The organism is Streptomyces sp. GQ60, from assembly GCF_059758875.1.
This window is the reverse complement of sequence record NZ_JCAXEG010000003.1, coordinates 1-17,478: the sequence shown is the minus strand read 5'-3', so window position 1 is coordinate 17,478 and position 17,478 is coordinate 1. Positions and strand designations below refer to the sequence as shown.

General features: G+C 71.5%; 15 protein-coding genes. 9 read left to right on the top strand and 6 right to left on the bottom strand.

The window, feature by feature from the left end; all coding sequences use genetic code 11:
- Window positions 1–49: 49 nt before the first annotated feature.
- Window positions 50–1,249: a phosphoserine phosphatase SerB gene (gene serB, locus AC6CKD_RS08710; RefSeq protein ID WP_498326322.1), complete on the bottom strand. Its 1,200-nt coding sequence runs from the start codon at window positions 1,247–1,249 to the stop codon at window positions 50–52.
- 465 nt (window positions 1,250–1,714) lie between these two features.
- On the opposite strand from serB, the gene AC6CKD_RS08705 reads away from it, so the two are divergent.
- Window positions 1,715–4,273 carry an ABC transporter ATP-binding protein/permease gene (locus AC6CKD_RS08705; RefSeq protein WP_498326321.1) on the top strand — a complete coding sequence of 853 codons (2,559 nt, stop codon included), beginning with the start codon at window positions 1,715–1,717 and terminating at the stop codon, window positions 4,271–4,273.
- A 108-nt stretch (window positions 4,274–4,381) separates the two neighbouring features.
- Here the strand turns inward: AC6CKD_RS08705 and AC6CKD_RS08700 are convergent, their stop codons facing one another.
- Window positions 4,382–5,080, bottom strand: a complete 699-nt coding sequence (locus AC6CKD_RS08700) for a transglycosylase SLT domain-containing protein (RefSeq protein WP_498326320.1) — start codon at window positions 5,078–5,080, stop codon at window positions 4,382–4,384.
- Window positions 5,081–7,461: 2,381 nt separating this feature from the next.
- Between AC6CKD_RS08700 and AC6CKD_RS08695 the strand changes: the two genes are divergently transcribed.
- From AC6CKD_RS08695 to AC6CKD_RS08685, 3 genes are all read left to right on the top strand, one after another.
- The gene (locus tag AC6CKD_RS08695) at window positions 7,462–8,619 is read left to right on the top strand and encodes a GAF domain-containing sensor histidine kinase (protein ID WP_498326319.1); all 1,158 of its coding nucleotides are present in this window, start codon (window positions 7,462–7,464) and stop codon (window positions 8,617–8,619) included.
- The gene (locus AC6CKD_RS08690; RefSeq protein WP_498326318.1) at window positions 8,612–9,271 is read left to right on the top strand and encodes a response regulator; all 660 of its coding nucleotides are present in this window, start codon (window positions 8,612–8,614) and stop codon (window positions 9,269–9,271) included. Before AC6CKD_RS08695 ends, AC6CKD_RS08690 begins: the two co-directional genes overlap by 8 nt.
- Before the next feature lie 128 nt (window positions 9,272–9,399).
- A complete protein-coding gene (locus AC6CKD_RS08685) occupies window positions 9,400–9,645 on the top strand; it encodes a chaplin (protein ID WP_498326926.1) in 246 nt (81 codons plus the stop codon).
- Between the two features lie 298 nt (window positions 9,646–9,943).
- Here the strand turns inward: AC6CKD_RS08685 and AC6CKD_RS08680 are convergent, their stop codons facing one another.
- Window positions 9,944–10,723: an Rv1486c family protein gene (locus AC6CKD_RS08680; protein ID WP_498326317.1), complete on the bottom strand. Its 780-nt coding sequence runs from the start codon at window positions 10,721–10,723 to the stop codon at window positions 9,944–9,946.
- Between the two features lie 142 nt (window positions 10,724–10,865).
- Between AC6CKD_RS08680 and AC6CKD_RS08675 the strand changes: the two genes are divergently transcribed.
- The 4 genes from AC6CKD_RS08675 (at window position 10,866) to AC6CKD_RS08660 (ending at window position 14,142) form a co-directional block, all read left to right on the top strand.
- Window positions 10,866–11,660, top strand: coding sequence for an ABC transporter ATP-binding protein (locus AC6CKD_RS08675; RefSeq protein ID WP_498326316.1), 795 nt, complete (start codon window positions 10,866–10,868; stop codon window positions 11,658–11,660).
- Between the two features lie 60 nt (window positions 11,661–11,720).
- A complete protein-coding gene (locus AC6CKD_RS08670; protein ID WP_478687521.1) occupies window positions 11,721–12,152 on the top strand; it encodes an NfeD family protein in 432 nt (143 codons plus the stop codon).
- A 130-nt stretch (window positions 12,153–12,282) separates the two neighbouring features.
- Window positions 12,283–13,281, top strand: a complete 999-nt coding sequence (locus AC6CKD_RS08665) for an SPFH domain-containing protein (protein WP_498326315.1) — start codon at window positions 12,283–12,285, stop codon at window positions 13,279–13,281.
- Between the two features lie 90 nt (window positions 13,282–13,371).
- Complete coding sequence (locus tag AC6CKD_RS08660) at window positions 13,372–14,142, top strand: sulfite exporter TauE/SafE family protein (RefSeq protein ID WP_498326313.1); 771 nt, start codon at window positions 13,372–13,374, stop codon at window positions 14,140–14,142.
- Window positions 14,143–14,221: 79 nt separating this feature from the next.
- Here the strand turns inward: AC6CKD_RS08660 and AC6CKD_RS08655 are convergent, their stop codons facing one another.
- The 3 genes from AC6CKD_RS08655 to AC6CKD_RS08645 all read right to left on the bottom strand — a co-directional run bounded on the left by AC6CKD_RS08655 (window position 14,222) and on the right by AC6CKD_RS08645 (window position 16,277).
- Complete coding sequence (locus AC6CKD_RS08655; protein ID WP_385369627.1) at window positions 14,222–14,725, bottom strand: HNH endonuclease; 504 nt, start codon at window positions 14,723–14,725, stop codon at window positions 14,222–14,224.
- 161 nt (window positions 14,726–14,886) lie between these two features.
- Entirely contained in the window at window positions 14,887–15,420 is a 534-nt protein-coding gene (locus tag AC6CKD_RS08650; protein WP_498326311.1) for a YbhB/YbcL family Raf kinase inhibitor-like protein, read from the bottom strand.
- A 74-nt stretch (window positions 15,421–15,494) separates the two neighbouring features.
- Window positions 15,495–16,277 carry a sporulation protein gene (locus AC6CKD_RS08645; protein ID WP_266909861.1) on the bottom strand — a complete coding sequence of 261 codons (783 nt, stop codon included), beginning with the start codon at window positions 16,275–16,277 and terminating at the stop codon, window positions 15,495–15,497.
- Window positions 16,278–16,415: 138 nt separating this feature from the next.
- Here AC6CKD_RS08645 and AC6CKD_RS08640 point away from each other — a divergent pair, with 138 nt between their 5' ends.
- Window positions 16,416–17,057 (top strand): DNA-3-methyladenine glycosylase, encoded by a 642-nt coding sequence (locus AC6CKD_RS08640; protein WP_498326310.1) that lies wholly within the window; start codon window positions 16,416–16,418, stop codon window positions 17,055–17,057.
- The last annotated feature ends 421 nt before the right edge of the window (window positions 17,058–17,478 follow it).

Here is a 17,478-nt window from a genome sequence, read left to right as displayed (position 1 = left end):
ACTGTGGAAGTGCCGGGGCCCGCTCCGTCGTAAGGGGCAGCCGTCCTCGTCAGGCCAGGTCGGCGGCCTCGACCTCTTCGCGGGTGATCCCGAGCAGGTACAGCACGGCGTCCAGGAACGGCACGTTCACCGCGGTGTGCGCGGCCTGGCGGACCACCGGCTTGGCACAGAAGGCCACACCCAGCCCGGCGGCGTTCAGCATGTCCAGATCGTTGGCCCCGTCGCCGATGGCCACCGTCTGGGCCAGCGGTACGCCGGCCTCCGCGGCGAAGCGGCGCAGCAGCCGGGCCTTGCCGGCCCGGTCCACGATCTCGCCGGTGACCTTGCCCGTCAGCTTCCCGTCGACGATCTCCAGGGTGTTGGCGGAAGCGAAGTCCAGCCCGAGCCGCTCCCGCAGGTCGTCCGTCACCTGCGTGAACCCGCCGGAGACCACGCCCACCTGGTACCCGAGGCGCTTGAGGGTGCGGATCAGGGTACGGGCACCCGGGGTGAGGCGCACCTCGGAGCGGACCTTGTCCACCACGGAGGCGTCCAGCCCCGCCAGCAGCGCGACCCGGGCGTGCAGCGACTGCTCGAAGTCCAGCTCCCCGCGCATGGCCCGCTCGGTCACCTCGGCGACCTCGGCCTCACAGCCGGCGTGCGCGGCGAAGAGCTCGATGACCTCGTCCTGGATCAGGGTCGAGTCCACGTCCATGACGACGAGGCGCTGGGCCCTCCGGTGCAGCCCGGCCGAGACCACGGCCACGTCGACGCCGATCTGTGCGGCGGCGGTGGCGAGCGCGGTGCGCAGCGGCTCGGTCGGGGTGCCGGAGACGGCGAATTCCACCGCCGTCACCGGATATTTCGCGAGCCGGAAGATGCGGTCGATGTTGCCGCCGGTCGCGGTGATCCGCGCGGCGACGGCGGCCGTGGACTCGGCGGTGAGCGGGTGCCCGAGCACGGTGACGTGCGAACGGCCACTGCCGCGCGGCCGGTTGTCACCGGTACCGGAGAGGATCTCGGCCTGCAGCTTGAGGGACTCGGCCCAGCTGTGGACCGTGGCCCGCAGCTCGCCCTCGGTGCCCGCGGCCGGGTGGGTGACGAGGGCGCACAGGACGATGCGGCCCCGGGTGACGACCTGCTCGATGTCGACGACGTCGACGGAGTAGGCGGCGAGGGTGTCGAACAGCCCGGCGGTGATCCCGGGACGGTCCTTGCCGAAGATCTTGACGAGGAGGGTGGGGACGTCGGAGGTCTGCGAAGCGCTCATGGTGCCTTCACCGTATCTCCCCGGCCTGTGCGCACGGAGCCCCGTCCCACCTGGCGGAACCGTTTCGCTCCGTACGGACGTGCGGGAGCCGCGCGGCGGACGTGCGAAGGACACGTGCTGGACATGCGCGGGGCGTGCGCGGGGCGTGCGCCGGGCGCGTGGAGGTCCGGGGGAGAAACGCGCCGGACGGCGGGAGGGGCCACGCGTGGGACGGAGAGCCGAGGGCGGGAGCGAACCCGCCCGCGGCGAGGAAGCGGTGCCTCCGCCGCGGCCGGGGGATGCCACGACGTCCTGAAACACACCTTCCGCACCGCTTTCAACCCCCTCGGCGGGCCTCTCAGGGCGCCGCCACGTGGCCCGGATTCCCCTTGTGGCCCTGCGCCTGAAATAGTTCCCCCGGATGTTCGCCATCCCTAGACTCCCTGACGTCATGGGGGATTCTCGGGGGACTTAAGTGGGGCTGGAGTGCCGGAACTCGTACTGGAATTGAATGGAAGGACCTGGACGCTCGATCCGTCCAGGTCGTACTCGCTGGGGCGCGATCCCCAGGGAGACGTCGTGATCGATGACGCCCGGGTGTCGTGGCGGCACGCCACCATCGCCTGGAACGGGCGGGGTTGGGGAATCGAGGACCACGGCAGCACCAACGGCACCTACGTGCGCGGGGCGAGGGTCCAGCAGGCCGAACTCGTACCCGGCACGCCGGTGCACCTGGGCAACGCCACCGACGGCCCTCGGCTGAATCCGGTCGCGGGCGCGGCCGCGGCCGCCCCGGCGCCGCAGCCGGCCGTGGCGCAGCAGGCGCCCGCCCAGGCGTACGCGCAACAGCCGCAGGCGCAGCAGCCGCAGGCGCCGCCGCAGCCCTGGGAACAGCAGGTCCAGCAGGCCCCGCCGTTCCCGCAGCAGCAGGCCCAGCAGCCGCACCAGGCGCAGCCCTTCCCGCAGCAGCACCAGCAGCACCAGCAGCACCAGCAGCAGCCGGGCGGAGGCGGCACCCCGGGCTACGGCGACCACCGCAGCCCGACGACGTTCCACCAGCTCGCGCTGGGCCACGTCATGCGCATCGGCCGTGCGCTGGAGAACGAACTGGTGGTCTCCGACCTCCAGGTCTCCCGCCACCACGCGGAGTTCCACTCGATGCCGGGCGGCCGCTTCGAGATCCGCGACCTCGGCAGCCACAACGGCACCTACGTCAACGGCCAGCCGCTGGCGAAGTCGGGCACGGCGCTGCTCGGCCCGAACGACATCGTCGGCGTCGGCCACTCGACCTTCCGGATCGTCGGCGACCGCCTCGAGGAGTTCGTCGACACCGGTGACGTCTCCTTCTCGGCCCGCCACCTCACGGTCACGGTCGACGGCGGCAAGCAGATCCTCAAGGACGTCACCTTCGGCGTCCCCGAGAAGTCGCTGATCGGTGTCATCGGCCCCTCCGGGTCCGGCAAGTCGACGCTCCTCAAGGCGCTGACCGGCTACCGCCCGGCCAACGAGGGCGACGTCCTCTACGACAACCGCAACCTGTACAAGCAGTTCGCGGAGCTCCGCCAGCGCATCGGCCTGGTCCCGCAGGACGACATCCTGCACAAGGAGCTGAAGGTCAGCACCGCCCTCAAGTACGCGGCCAAGCTCCGCTTCCCTGGCGACACCGCCGAGTCCGAGCGCGCCGCCCGCATCAACGAGGTGCTGCGCGAGCTCAAGCTCGACATCCACAAGGACAAGAAGATCACCTCGCTCTCGGGCGGCCAGCGCAAGCGCGTGTCCGTGGCCCTGGAGCTGCTGACCAAGCCCTCGCTGATCTTCCTGGACGAGCCCACCTCCGGCCTCGACCCGGGCATGGACCGCGATGTCATGCAGCTGCTGCGCGGCCTCGCCGACGACGGCCGCACGGTCCTCGTCGTCACGCACTCGGTCGCCGAGCTGGCCATCTGCGACAAGCTGCTGGTCATGGCCCCGGGCGGCTCGGTCGCGTACTTCGGCCCGCCGGACGAGGCGCTGAACTTCTTCGGCTACTCGACCTGGGCCGATGTCTTCTCCGCCTTCGAGAGCTACCGCGACTACGACTGGGCCGGCCGCTGGAAGGGCTCGCAGCACTACCAGCTCTACGCCGCCGACATCGACGCGGTCGCCCCCCAGTCGGTGCAGCCCTCCGTGCAGCAGACCCGGCCGCCGAAGCCGCAGGGCTGGGGCTCCCAGCTCTGGACGCTCATGCGCCGCTACATGTCGGTCATCGCGTCCGACAAGGGCTTCATCGGGCTGATGCTGATCCTCCCGGCGGTCCTGGGCGTGGTCTCCGTCGTCATCCCCGCGAAGTTCGGACTCGCGCCGCCCGTGGCGCCGTCCCGCTTCAACGGCGACGCCGGCACGATCATGCTGATCCTCGCGGTCGGCATGTGCTTCTCCGGTGCGGCGAACTCGGTCCGAGAGCTGATCAAGGAACGCGTGATCTACGAGCGCGAGCGCGCGACCGGCCTGTCCCGGTCGGCGTACCTCGCGTCGAAGGTGATCGTTCTCGGGTTCATCACGGCCATCCAGGGCGTGATCATCTGCGCGATCGGCTTCTACCCGCGCGACCTGCCCGCCGAGGGCCTGCTGATGCCGCCGGCCGTGGAGATCTGCCTGTCGGTCATCGCGCTCGGCTTCACCTCCATGATGTTCGGCCTGGTGATCTCCTCGCTGGTGAAGACCGCCGAGAAGACCATGCCGCTGCTCGTCATGTTCGCGATCGTCCAGGTCGTCTTCACCGGCATCCTCTTCCAGGTCTACGACTCTCCGGGCCTGGAGCAGTTCGCCTGGCTGATGCCGTCCCGCTGGGCGATCGCCGCCGCCGGCACCACGCTGAACCTCGGCGTGCTCATGCCGCCGTGGGACGCGGAGAACCCGACCAACACCGACCCGCTCTGGGACGCCACGGCCGGCCAGTGGGGCCTGAACATCACGATCCTGCTGCTCCTCGGCGTCGCGTGCGGCTTCGCCGTACAGCGCCTGCTGCGCCGCCACGAGCCCGAGGTCATGCGCGCGGGCAAGTAGGCGCAGGGTTCCGCGTACGCGCGCGGGCACGCACGAACGCCTCAGGGCGGCTCCGGAACACCGGGGCCGCCCTGAGGCGCATGGGGGGCTGGGGAGGACGCCAGAGGCCTAGTAGGCGCTGTTGACGTTGTCCATGGAGCCGTAGCGGTCGGCCGCGTAGTTGCAGGCCGCGACGATGTTGGCGACCGGGTCGTACTGGTCGAACTTGGTGCCCTTGACGTGGTACGCCTTGAAGGTCGGGGCGATGACCTGGAGCAGACCCTTGCTGGGGATGCCGTTCTGGGCGTTGATGTCCCAGTTGTTGATCGCCATCGGGTTGCCGCTGGACTCGCGCATGATGTTCTTGTGGATCCCGGCGTAGGTGCCCGGAATGCCCTCCTTCTTCATGATGAAGAGGGCTTCCTTGATCCAGCCATCCAGGTTGTTCGCGAAGACCGGCGCGCGGTTCGCGGAACGGCTGGCGGCCGCCTTCTGCTCGCGGTCCTTCTTGGCGTCCGCCTCGGCCTTGGCCTTGGCGGCCGTGTCCTTGGCGGCCTGGGCTGCCTTCGCGACCTTGGCCTGCTGGTCCGCGACGACCTGCTGAACGGTGAGGTGCTGCTGCACGGCCTGCGTCTGCGCACCGTCGACGACCTTGGACCAGGCGACGGGAGCGGCGGCGACGGCCGTCTGCGTCTCGGCGGCGCCGGCCGGTACGAGGGAGAAGGCGAGGGCGGCGGTGCCCAGGGTGGCTACACCGGCGATGGAAAGCTTGTGCGCCTTCGTCATCGTCAGACGACGACTGTGGCCGGGAGTGCTGGTCTCGGTCATGCGTAGCAACCTCTTCGAATAGCGGGGGCCGCAGGAAAGCGCCTGCCGGATCCGGGATCCGCGGCGCTGTGCGGCGAGAGCAATTCTTAGCGGTGGCAAAATCCTGTGGCAAAGGTGTGACGTACGATCCCGCTTAGTGGATCAGGGGCCGGAGCCGAGCCCCGATTTCGGGGCTCAGGCCACGCGAGTCGGCGTTAACAGGGCCTTTATTCGTCCACTAGGGAGCTTCGTAAGTGATGTGCGTCCTATGTGCGGGCTCACATCGGTCACGTATCAATCTCACCAACCGTTGCGTCAGCAATCCATTGAGTAACCGTTCTCATCCTTGAGTAGCAGTGGACCGCCCCAGAACTCATGCCAAAGGCACAGCCTCGCTACAGCTGAGACGCCCCCGCGCAGTACGGACCCGGTCCCCGTCCGTCCACCGCCCTCCGGCCCCAGCCAGATCCGCTACGGCTGAGACGTCCCCACGCACCACGGCCCGGCCCCTCATCCGCCCCCGGCCAGGTCCGCTACAACTGAGACGCCCCTGCGCAGTACAGATCCGCCCCCCGTCCGTCCACCGCCCCCGGCGCCAGCCGGGTTCGCCATGGTTGAGGCGTCCCCGTGGAGTACGGACCCGGCCCCCGTCCGTCCATCGCCCTCCGGCCCCAGCCAGATCCGCTACGGCTGAGACGTCCCCGCGCAGTACGGACAGGCCTCCCGTCCGTCCACCGCCCCCGGCCCTAGCCAGGGTCGCTACAGCTGAGGCGTCCCCGCGCAGCACAGACCCGGCTCCTCGTCCGGCCGCGCCCCCGGCGCAGCGAGGTCCGCTACCGGCTGAGGCGCCCCCGCGCAGTGCGGTCCGGCCCCTCGTCCGGCCGCCGCCACCCCGGCCCCAGCCAGGTCCGCTATAGCTGAGGCGTCCCCGCGCAGTACGGACTCGGCCCCCGTCCGCCCCCGGCATTGCTACGGCTGAGGCGACCCCCTCCCGCAGTACGTACCTGATCACGTCCGGCCACGGCCCCCCGGCATCAGCCGGGATCGAGACCCGGCCCCCAGGGCCCGACCGCCGGTGCGCCCCGCGCCACGACAGTCCAGTCCGCCATAGCCCTCCGCAAGCACTTCCCCGCCCCGACGGCACCGTGCGGCCGACTCCAGCGCCCGCGCCCACCACGCTCGGCCCGCCCCCAGGGCCGACGGCTCCCGCCGTAAGGGGCGCCACCCGCCCGGCGGTCCGCGACGGCCTCGGCGGGCCCCCGGCCGGCCCGCCCCCAGGGCCGACGGCTCCCGCTGGTGAAGGGCGCCACCCGCCCGCCGGCTCCGCGACGGCCGCGGCGGCCCCCCGGCGGGGCGGCCCGCCCCAGAGCCGGCGGGCCGCCGGGGAAGGGCGCCCCCCGCCCGGCCCCTCCGCCACGGCCCGGCGGCCCCGCGGCCGGGCCGTCTCCCGTACGGCCCGGTCCCGGTCCCGGAGCCCCGCCGCACGGCAGCAGTCCTCATTCCGAGTGGGAAGCGCGCGCGCCGAGCCCCTCGCCCCCGGGCCGCCCGTCCACGGCGGCCGACAGCGTCGCCGAGGTGTCCACCACGGGTCCGCCCGGCCCGGCCGACTCCGGGAGCGTGCGCAGTCGTTCTAGGTGCCCTCCGCGACCAGCGGCCGCACCGAGTCCCGTCCCGGCCCCGCCGCCGGCGGGGACCCGGGCCGCAAGACCCGGCCGGAATGTCCCTCAGCCCGCCCAGCCCCCGCGCCAGCACCCGCTCCGCCCGACGCGCCACCGAGGACACCTCCCCGGCCACTGCGCCCGCGCCCGCGCACCCCGCAACTCCTCCCCGGCCCCCGCCGGCGAACCCGTGCACCGTGGCAGCGCACCAGGTCCCGGCCCCGCGCCGCCACCCCCTCCGCCCGGTCCGCCGCGAGGCCCCCGGGCCACCGTGACCCGCGCCCGCGCCCGCGCACCCTGCAACTCCTCCCCGGCCCCCGCCGGCGAACCCGTGCACCGTGGCAGCGCACCAGGTCCCGGCCCCGCGCCGCCACCCCCTCCGCCCGGTCCGCCGCGAGGCCCCCGGGCCACCGCGACCCGTGCCCGCGCCCACGCACCCCGCAGCACCTCCTCGGCCCCCGCCGGGGAGCCCGTGCACCATGCACTCCGCACCGGGTCCCAGCCCCGCGCCGCCCGCGCCCGTCCGACTCCCCGGCGCGCCCCCGGAGGCCCCGGCCGCCACCATCGCCCCGCCCCCACCGCGCGCCCGGCCCGCGCTCGCGCCCCGACCCGGGAACCCCGCCGCCCCGCCGTCTCGGCCACGGGCCGCACCCCGCCAGGTCCCGATGGACTCGGCCGCCACCCCGCGGGTCCTACGCCCCCGGCCCGATCCGCCCGCCCCGGCGCCGCGAGTACGGTGAGGCCATGCACTCCGGACCCCGAGGCCCCCGCGGCGGCGGCCTGGCCGCCGTGAGCACCGCGCTGCTCGCCATGAGCCGCCGGCTGGAGGTCCGCGACGTGCTGCGCACGATCGTCGTCTCGGCCCGCGAGCTGCTCGACGCCGAGTACGCGGCCCTGGGTGTCCCGGACGACCACGGCGGCTTCGCCCAGTTCGTCGTGGACGGCATCAGCGAGGAGCGGTGGCGGGCGATCGGCCCGCTGCCCCGCCAGCACGGCATCCTCGCCGCGATGCTCCACCAGGACGGCCCCGAGCGGCTGGCCGACGTACGCCAGGACCCCCGCTTCGAGGGCTGGCCCGCCGCCCACCCCGACATGTCCGACTTCCTCGGGCTGCCCATCCGGGACGGCGAGGAGACCCTCGGCGCCCTCTTCCTCGCGAACAAGCGGAGCACCCCCGGCGGGGAACGGGGTTTCACCGACGAGGACGAGGAACTCCTCTCCCTCCTCGCCCAGCACGCGGCGATCGCCCTCACCAACGCCCGCCTCTACGAGCGCAGCCGCGAGCTGACCATCGCCGAGGAGCGCTCCCGCCTGGCCCACGAGCTGCACGACGCGGTCAGCCAGAAGCTCTTCTCGCTCCGCCTGACGGCGCAGGCTGCCGCCGCCCTGGTGGACCGGGACCCGGCCCGCGCCAAGGACGAGCTCCAGCAGGTCGCCACCCTCGCGGCCGAGGCCGCCGACGAACTGCGTGCGGCCGTCACGGAGCTCCGCCCCGCCGCCCTCGACGAGGACGGCCTCATCGCCACCCTGCGCAACCAGGTCCGCGTCCTGGACCGGGCGCATACCGCCCAGGTCACCTTCACCTGCGACGGCGTACGGGCCCTGCCCGCGGCCCAGGAGGAGGCGGTCCTGCGCGTGGCCCAGGAGGCCCTGCACAACGCCCTGCGCCACTCGGCCGGACACCGGATCGACGTCACCCTGACCCGCCGGGAGGCCGGCGGAGCCCGGCTCCGGGTGACCGACGACGGAACCGGCTTCTCCCCTCCCACCGTCCGCCGGGCCGGCCGGCACCTCGGCCTGGTCTCCATGCGGGACCGGGCCGCCGGCGTCGGCGGCAGCCTCGCCGTGCGGTCCGAGCCCGGCACCGGCACCACGATCGAACTGGAGGTACCCGGTGGCTGACACACCGGGCCGTAACGGCCGCGTCAGGGTGTTGCTCGTGGACGACCACCAAGTGGTCCGGCGGGGCCTGCGCACCTTCCTGGAGGTCCAGGACGACATCGAGGTGGTCGGCGAGGCCGCCGACGGCGACGAGGGCATCGACCGCGCCGAGGAACTGCGCCCCGACGTCATCCTGATGGACATCAAGATGCCGGGCACCGACGGCATCGAGGCGCTGCGCCGACTGCGCGCGCTGGCGAACCCGGCGCGCGTGCTGATCGTCACCAGCTTCACCGAGCAGCGCACGGTGGTCCCCGCCCTCCGCGCGGGCGCGGCCGGCTACGTGTACAAGGACATCGACCCCGACGCCCTCGCCGCCGCCATCCGCTCGGTGTACGCGGGCCACGTCCTCCTCCAGCCGGAGGTCGCCGGGGCGCTGCTCGCCGAGGAGGGCCCCGTCCCGTCGTCCGGCCGCGGCGGCAACCTGACGGAACGCGAGCGCGAGGTGCTGAACCACATAGCGGACGGGCGCTCGAACCGGGAGATCGCCCGCGCGCTCGTCCTGTCCGAGAAGACGGTGAAGACGCACGTCTCGAACATCCTGATGAAGCTGGACCTCGCGGACCGTACGCAGGCGGCCCTGTGGGCGGTCAGACACGGCATCGCGCGGTGAGTCATACGGGCGGTGATTCATACGGTCGGGTGTATGTAGCCCACATGGCGCATCCCATTCGTCGGATGAGCGTTCTTCATGACGTGCCGCGGCGGCTGGCCGCGGCAGACGTACTGGAGGACGAGAACGTGAAGAACTTCAAGAAGGCCACTGCAGTCACCATGATCGCGGGCGGCCTCCTCGCCGCCGGCGCGGGTGTCTCCTCGGCGCACGGCGGTGCGTCGGCGGAGGGCGAGGCCCTGAACTCGCCCGGCGTGGCCGCGGGGAACCAGCTCCAGCTCCCCGTCCACATCCCCGCGAACGTGGTCGGCAACTCGGTCAACGTGATCGGCCTGCTCAACGGCGCCTGGGGCAACACGGGCGTCAACCACTGACACCCGTTTCACGCGCTGCTCGCCCTGCTCCGCAGGCTTCGTCGCGCTGCGCCGGACTCCGTCCGGCGTGAGTCCGGGCCCGCGTAGCGGCCACACACCTCGGCTCCGCTTCCCCCCTCTCCCTGGGAAGCGGAGCCGACGCCCTTCCGCCACGGCCGGGCAGATCCAGCCCCGCCGGCGCTCGAAGCAGCGCGGGGCTCGGGGCGCCCCAGAAGGCCCGCCGCTCAAGAAGACCCGGCGCAGCCGGGGACGCTCGCGCAACGGCGCCGCACAAGCCCCCGCCCTCCGTGCCCGGCGGCTACCGGTACTGCTCCTCGACGGCCGAGTTGTACGCCGCGACCAGCGCCCGGCGGGCGACCCGTTCCACGGGTCGCAGCGCCTCCGCCCGCGCGGCCATCTCCGACGCCGCCACCGCCGCCCCGTGCCCCCGCTCGGTCGCCAGCGACACCAGCAGGTCCACCCGCTGCGCCAGCGACAGGACCCGTACCGCCCGCGCCGGATACCCGGGCGCCAGCGCGTCCCGCCCGGCCTCCGTCCGCGCCCGGTACGCGGACAGCGCCGCCTCCGCGACGGGCCCGGATCCCGCCACGTCCAGCCGGGTCAGCACCACCGTGGCCTCGCGCAGCGCCTCCGCCAGTTCCCGTTCCGCCTCGCCGAGCGACGGCACGTCCGCCGGCGGGGCCTCCCGTACCGGCATGCAGTGCCAGGTCACCGACACGTGGACGTCACCCGCGGGCCCCGCCTCGTGGACCTCCGGCACCAGTCCGACCGCCGCACCCACCGCGACGACCGCCTCCTCGGCGTCCAGCGCCCGCGCGTTGAACTCCGGCGGCCCGCTCAGCCCCAGCGGGTGCCCCGGCGCCGGGAGCGCGATCCGCAGCCCGGTCACCCCCAGCACCCGCAGCCGGCCCAGCGCCAGCGTGAGCCCCACCGGGCCGGACTCCCCGGGCAGCCCTTCCACCCGGTGCACCGAGTCCTCGCCCACGATCGACGACACGGCCTCGTCGGGCGAGACGAGACCGGACAGCAGAGCGTTCCCCCAGGCGGCCAGCCGCCCTGAACGCGGTTCGAAAAGCATCCCCCCACTTTACGGACGGCCCCCGCGACCAGGGCCCGCGCCCGGACCCCTCCCCGAGTGGCGTAGGTTTTCCCCTGGGGCTGCGCCCACGGACGGGGCGGCGCACAGACGAACCGAGACTGCAAGGGGAGACAACACGCTCATGAGCGATGTTCTGGAGCTGGTGGACGTATCCGTGGTCCGCGAGGGCCGGGCTCTGGTGGACCAGGTCTCCTGGTCGGTCAAGGAGGGGGAGCGCTGGGTGATCCTCGGCCCCAACGGCGCCGGCAAGACCACGCTGCTGAACCTCGCCTCCAGCTACCTCTTCCCCACCAAGGGCTCCGCCACCATCCTCGGCAGCACCCTCGGCAAGGTGGACGTCTTCGAGCTGCGCCCCCGCATCGGGATGGCCGGCATTGCGATGGCCGACAAGCTGCCCAGGCGCCAGACCGTGCTGGAGACGGTGCTCACGGCCGCGTACGGCATGACGGCCACCTGGCAGGAGGAGTACGAGGAGATCGACGAGCAGCGCGCCCGCGCCTTCCTCGACCGCCTCGGCATGACCCCCTACCTCGACCGGAAGTTCGGCACCCTCTCCGAGGGCGAGCGCAAGCGCACCCTGATCGCCCGCGCGCTGATGACCGACCCCGAGCTGCTGCTGCTCGACGAGCCCGCCGCCGGTCTGGACCTCGGCGGCCGCGAAGACCTCGTACGACGTCTCGGCCGGCTCGCCCGCGATCCGCTCGCCCCGTCGATGATCATGGTCACGCACCACGTCGAGGAGATCGCCCCCGGCTTCACCCACGTGCTGATGATCCGTCAGGGCAAGGTGGTCGCGGCCGGACCGATCGACCTCGAACTGACCTCCCGCAACCTCTCCCTCTGCTTCGGCCTGCCGCTCGTCGTCGAGCGCAACGAGAGCGACCGGTGGACCGCCCAGGGACTGCCCCTGCGGTAGTCCGCGCCGGGACCTGTCGCACCCTGTCCTGACCGCGCCCACCCGACCTACCATGACCATGTGGACATCGACGCGTGGGTGTGGTGGCTCATCGGCGCGGTCGGACTGGGCATTCCCCTCGTCCTGACCGCGATGCCCGAATTCGGCATGTTCGCCGCCGGAGCGGTGGCGGCCGCCGTGACGGCGGCCCTCGGCGGGGGAGTGGTCGCCCAAGTCCTGGTCTTCGTGGCCGTGTCGGTCGCGCTCATCGCGGTCGTCCGCCCGATCGCCAACCGGCACCGCAACCAGAAACCCCAACACCGCAGTGGAGTCGACGCGTTGAGGGGCCGCAGCGCCGTGGTCCTGGAACGCGTGGACGCCAGTGGCGGCGGCCGGATCAAGCTGGCCGGCGAGATCTGGTCGGCACGCTCCCTGGACGCCGACATCACCTTCGAACCGGGCCAGTCCGTCGACGTCGTGGAGATCGACGGGGCGACCGCCGTCGTCATGTGACGAACCAGCACGTGAGCAACTCACCTGTGTGCACGCCACATGTGGGCAAGCAGCCGACCCGCGGCCCCGGGGTCTGCGAGACTCCGCTGAACGGGGCAGCACAGACAGCCGGAAGGGCACGGGGAACCGCATGCAACCGATCATCATCGTTCTGATCATTCTGGTGGTTCTGGTCTTCATCGCACTGGTCAAGACGATCCAGGTGATCCCGCAGGCCAGCGCCGCCATCGTCGAGCGATTCGGCCGCTACACCCGCACCCTCAACGCGGGCCTCAACATCGTCGTCCCGTTCATCGACTCGATCCGCAACCGGATCGACCTCCGCGAACAGGTCGTCCCCTTCCCGCCGCAGCCGGTCATCACGCAGGACAACCTGGTCGTCAACATCGACACCGTCATCTACTACCAGGTGACCGACGCCCGGGCCGCGACGTACGAGGTGGCCAGCTACATCCAGGCCATCGAGCAGCTCACCGTCACCACGCTCCGCAACATCATCGGCGGCATGGACCTGGAGCGGACCCTGACCTCCCGCGAGGAGATCAACGCGGCCCTGCGCGGAGTCCTCGACGAGGCCACCGGCAAGTGGGGCATCCGCGTCAACCGCGTCGAGCTGAAGGCCATCGAGCCGCCGACCTCCATCCAGGACTCGATGGAGAAGCAGATGCGCGCCGACCGCGACAAGCGTGCCGCGATCCTCCAGGCCGAAGGCGTCCGCCAGTCCGAGATCCTGCGCGCCGAGGGCGAGAAGCAGTCCTCCATCCTGCGCGCCGAAGGTGACGCCAAGGCCGCCGCCCTGCGCGCCGAGGGCGAAGCCCAGGCCATCCGTACGGTCTTCGAGTCCATCCATGCCGGCGACGCCGACCAGAAGCTGCTCGCCTACCAGTACCTCCAGATGCTCCCGAAGCTGGCCGAAGGCGACGCGAACAAGCTCTGGATCGTCCCGAGCGAGATCGGCGACGCCCTCAAGGGCCTCTCCGGAGCGATGGGCAACTTCGGCCCGATGGGCGCCGCCTCCGGCTTCAACCCGCAGAACTCCGGCAAGGACGGTGCCAAGGACGGCGGCGGCATCCCCGCCGCCCGCGACAAGGACGCCGCGGAACGCCGCGAGCAGCCCCCCATCGACTGAACGGGCCGCCCCCTCCGGCATGATCGGTGAGGCCCCTCGACCTTCACGGCGGGGAGGCGACCCACTCATGCAAAGGGGACGACCCCGCCCATGTCCATCTGGGAATCACTCGCGGTCTTCGCGGCCGGCATCGGCGCCGGCACCATCAACACCATCGTCGGCTCCGGCACCCTGATCACCTTCCCGGTGCTGCTGGCCACCGGCCTGCCGCCGGTCACGGCCAACGTCTCCAACACACTCGGCCTCGTGCCCGGCTCGATCAGCGGAGCCATCGGCTACCGCAAGGAGCTCCAGGGCCAACGCGCCCGCGTCATCCGGCTCGGCGCCGTCTCCCTCGTCGGCGGACTCGCCGGCGCGATCCTGCTCCTGACCCTGCCGTCGGACTCCTTCGACACGATCGTGCCGGTCCTGATCGGCCTGGCCCTCGTCCTCGTCGTCTTCCAGCCGCGGCTCGCCGCCGCCCTGCGCAGGCGCCAGGAGGCGGCGGGAGGCGACACCGGCCACCCCGACGGCGGCCCGCTGCTGCTGTCGGGCATGCTGCTCTCCAGCGCGTACGGGGGCTACTTCGGCGCCGCCCAAGGCGTGCTCTACGTCGGCCTGATGGGCCTGCTGCTCCGCGACGACCTCCAGCGGATCAACGCGGTGAAGAACGTCGTCGCGGCGATGGTGAACGGCATCGCCGCCGTCTTCTTCCTCTTCGTCGCCGACTTCGACTGGACGGCCGTCCTGCTCATCGCGGTCGGCTCCACCATCGGCGGCCAGATCGGCGCCAAGGTGGGCCGCCGGCTGCCGCCCACCGCTCTGCGCGCGGTCATCGTGACGGTCGGGATCATCGCGATCGTCCAGCTCCTGCTCCGCTGAGCGACGTAGAAGACGTACGTCGCCCAGCGGAGCCGCCTACCCGGCGGACCGAGCCCGCCCTACGCGATCATCCGCGGCCCTACGCGGAGCGCTCCAGCCACTCCGGCAGCGCCTCCCGCCCGCCCACCCCCAGCGCGAGCAGCATGGCGTCGCCCGGCGAGGGAACGAAGGGCTTCCGGAGGAGCGGCATCCCCGCTTCCTCCGGGGTCCGGGCCGCCTTGCGGTGGTTGTCCTCGGAGCAGGAGGCCACCGTGTTCAACCAGGTGTCCCCACCCCCCTGAGCCCGCGGAAGTACGTGGTCCACGGTCGTCGCACGTTTCCCGCAGTACGCGCACCGGTGTTGGTCCCGGATCAACACCCCCCTTCGTGACCAGGGAGCATGTCTCCGGAAGGGCACCCGGACGTACCTGCAGAGTCTGATCACCCGCGGCAACGGAAGATCCATCGTGGCCGCGCGCACACGGAACTCGGGATGCGCCTGTTCGACCACGGCCTTGTCCTGGAGCACCAGGACCACCGCCCGGTTCATCGTCACCGTCGACAGCGGCTCGAAGCTCGCGTTGAGCACCAGCGTGTCCCGCATCTCGCCCACCTCCCGTGTGCAGGCCCGCGACCACCCTGGCGGCAAGGCCCGCAACCACTCTGGTCGCGCGCGCCACGCGGGACAACGCAATAAAAATGCCCGGTCCTGGTCGTCTTTAGACCAGGACCGGGCAAACGCTCGGAGAACGAAGTGCGGAACGCTCAGCCCGCGGGAGCCTCGTACTCACCGATGAGCTGCGCCCGCCCCAGCGTGTGGAACCGCAGATTGAAGCCGACGACGGCCGGCGACACGTCCGCCCCGGGACCGAGCTTCTCCTCGTCCACGGCGTACACGGTGAACACGTACCGGTGCCGCTCCCCGGCCGGGGGAGCGGCACCGCCGAAGTCCTGCGTGCCGTAGTCGTTGCGTACGTGCACGGCCCCGGCGGGCAGCCCCTCGAACTTCCCGGAGCCCGCCCCCGCCGGCAGCTCGGTGACCGAGGCCGGCAGGTCGAAGAGGACCCAGTGCCAGAACCCGCTCCCCGTCGGCGCGTCCGGGTCGAAGCAGGTCACGGCGAAGCTCTTCGCCGCCTCCGGAAACCCCTCCCACCGCAGGTGCGGCGACACGTTCCCACCGGACAGCACCTGGGCGGGCCCCAGATCGGCCCCGGGCTCCAGGTCCGCGCTGCTCACGGTGAACGCGTGCACCGCCGGATGGAAATCGTGGGGGAGCGGCGCCCTGCTCTGCTCGGCCACTGCGGAACCTCCTGCTGGATTGAGTCGAGGCTGACCGGTACCGGTACCGGTACCGGTACCGAGCCTAGATCCGCTCAGAGCCAGTTGCGCTGCGAACCCACCGACGAGATCCACTGGTTCAGGTAGGCCGCCCAGTCGGTGCCCTGGTAGGACTGCAGCCCCACCTGGAAGCAGCGGAAGGTGTCACTGCCCTCGCTGAACAGACCCGGCTTCTTGTCCATCTCCAGCACGACGTCCATCTCGCGCCCGTCGGAGACGAAGGTCAGCTCGACCTGGTTCAGCCCCCGGTACTGCGACGGCGGCAGGAACTCGATCTCCTGGTAGAACGGCAGCGTCTGCCGCGTCCCGCGGATGTGCCCGCGCTCCATGTCAGCGCTGCGGAAGGAGAAGCCCAGCTGCGTGAAGGCGTCGAGGATCGCCTGCTGCGCCGGCACCGGGTGCACGTTGATCGCGTCGAGGTCGCCGGCGTCCACCGCGCGCGCGATCTCCAGCTCCGTGCTGACCCCGATGTTCATCCCGGGAAGCTGACGCCCCCCGAAGTGGGTGATCGGCGTCTCCCAGGGGATCTCCAGCCCGAACGGCACCACGTGCAGCGCGCCCGCCTGCACCTGGAAGGCACCACCGAGACGCTGCTTGGTGAAGACGACGTCCTGCTTGTACTCCTGGTCGTTGCCCTCCACCTCCACCCGCGCCTGGAGCCCTACGGACAGCCCCTCGATCTGCTGCTCCACGGACCCGCCCTGGATCCGCACCTCGCCCTGGACGATCCCGCCCGGCACGACGTTCGGCTCGGTGATGACCGTGTCGACCGAAGCACCACCGGCACCCAGGCTCGCGAACAGCTTCCTGAACCCCATGCTCTGACTCCCCTTATACGACGTGCTCGAAAAAGTTCTGCTCGACCAGCCCCGAGCGACCACGCGCGGGACTACCCCTACAAACGCGGAACCTTAGGCCCCGGTTGCAGGAGTACGCAGTCCACTACCCTCGACTGGATGAGCGCGCGCCCCGACCGTACGCCCCTGCCCCGGTCCTTCTTCGACCGCCCGGTCCTCACCGTGGCCCCGGACCTCCTCGGCCGCACCCTGGTCCGCCGCACCCCGGAGGGCCCCGTGGAACTGCGCATCACGGAGGTGGAGGCGTACGAGGGGGAAGCCGACCCGGGCTCCCACGCCTACCGCGGCCGGACGGCGCGCAACGCGTCGATGTTCGGCCCACCCGGACACGCGTACGTCTACTTCATCTACGGCATGTGGTTCAGCCTCAACGTGGTCTGCGGCCCGCCCGGCCACGCCAGCGGTGTGCTGCTCCGGGCCGGGGAGATCACGGTGGGCGCGGATCTCGCCCGCACCCGCCGAGCTGCAGCACGATCGGACCGAGAACTGGCCAAGGGGCCTGCCCGCCTGGCCACCGCCCTGGCCGTGGACCGCTCCCTGGACGGCACGGACCTCTGCACCGGCCCAGATTCCCCCTTGTTCCTGCTGGCGGGCACCCCGGTCCCGCCGGACCTCCTGAGCAACGGTCCCCGCACCGGAGTCGGCGGCGACGGCGCGGCCCACCCGTACCGCTACTGGATCACCCACGACCCGACGGTGAGCCCGTACCGGGCCCACGTGCCACGCCGCCGCTCCACTTGACTCGGCGCCTGCGGACGACTAACGTAGCCCGAGCCACTTGAACGGGGCATTGCTATCAGCAGACCCCCAGAGCGGCCAACCCACTACCTACGACTTACCCCTGGCGGGGTCTTATTCGGCATGTCCGAATTCGATTCCGAACGGCCGATTATGAGCCCCACGGGATAAGCGCTAATGTGGTGGAGCGCCGAAAGGCAAAGACCCCCCAACGGTCACCGAATTCAAATCCAGAGTCGGAAACGACAACGGAAATGATCTGGTAGAGTTGGAAACGAAGGAAGCGCCCGGAGGGCCTGGAAACAGGAACAAAGGAAGCGTCCGTTCCTTGAGAACTCAACAGCGTGCCAAAAATCAACGCCAAAAAGTTGATACCCCGTCCATTTCGGTGGATGAGGTTCCTTTGAAAAAGACCTGTGAGGGA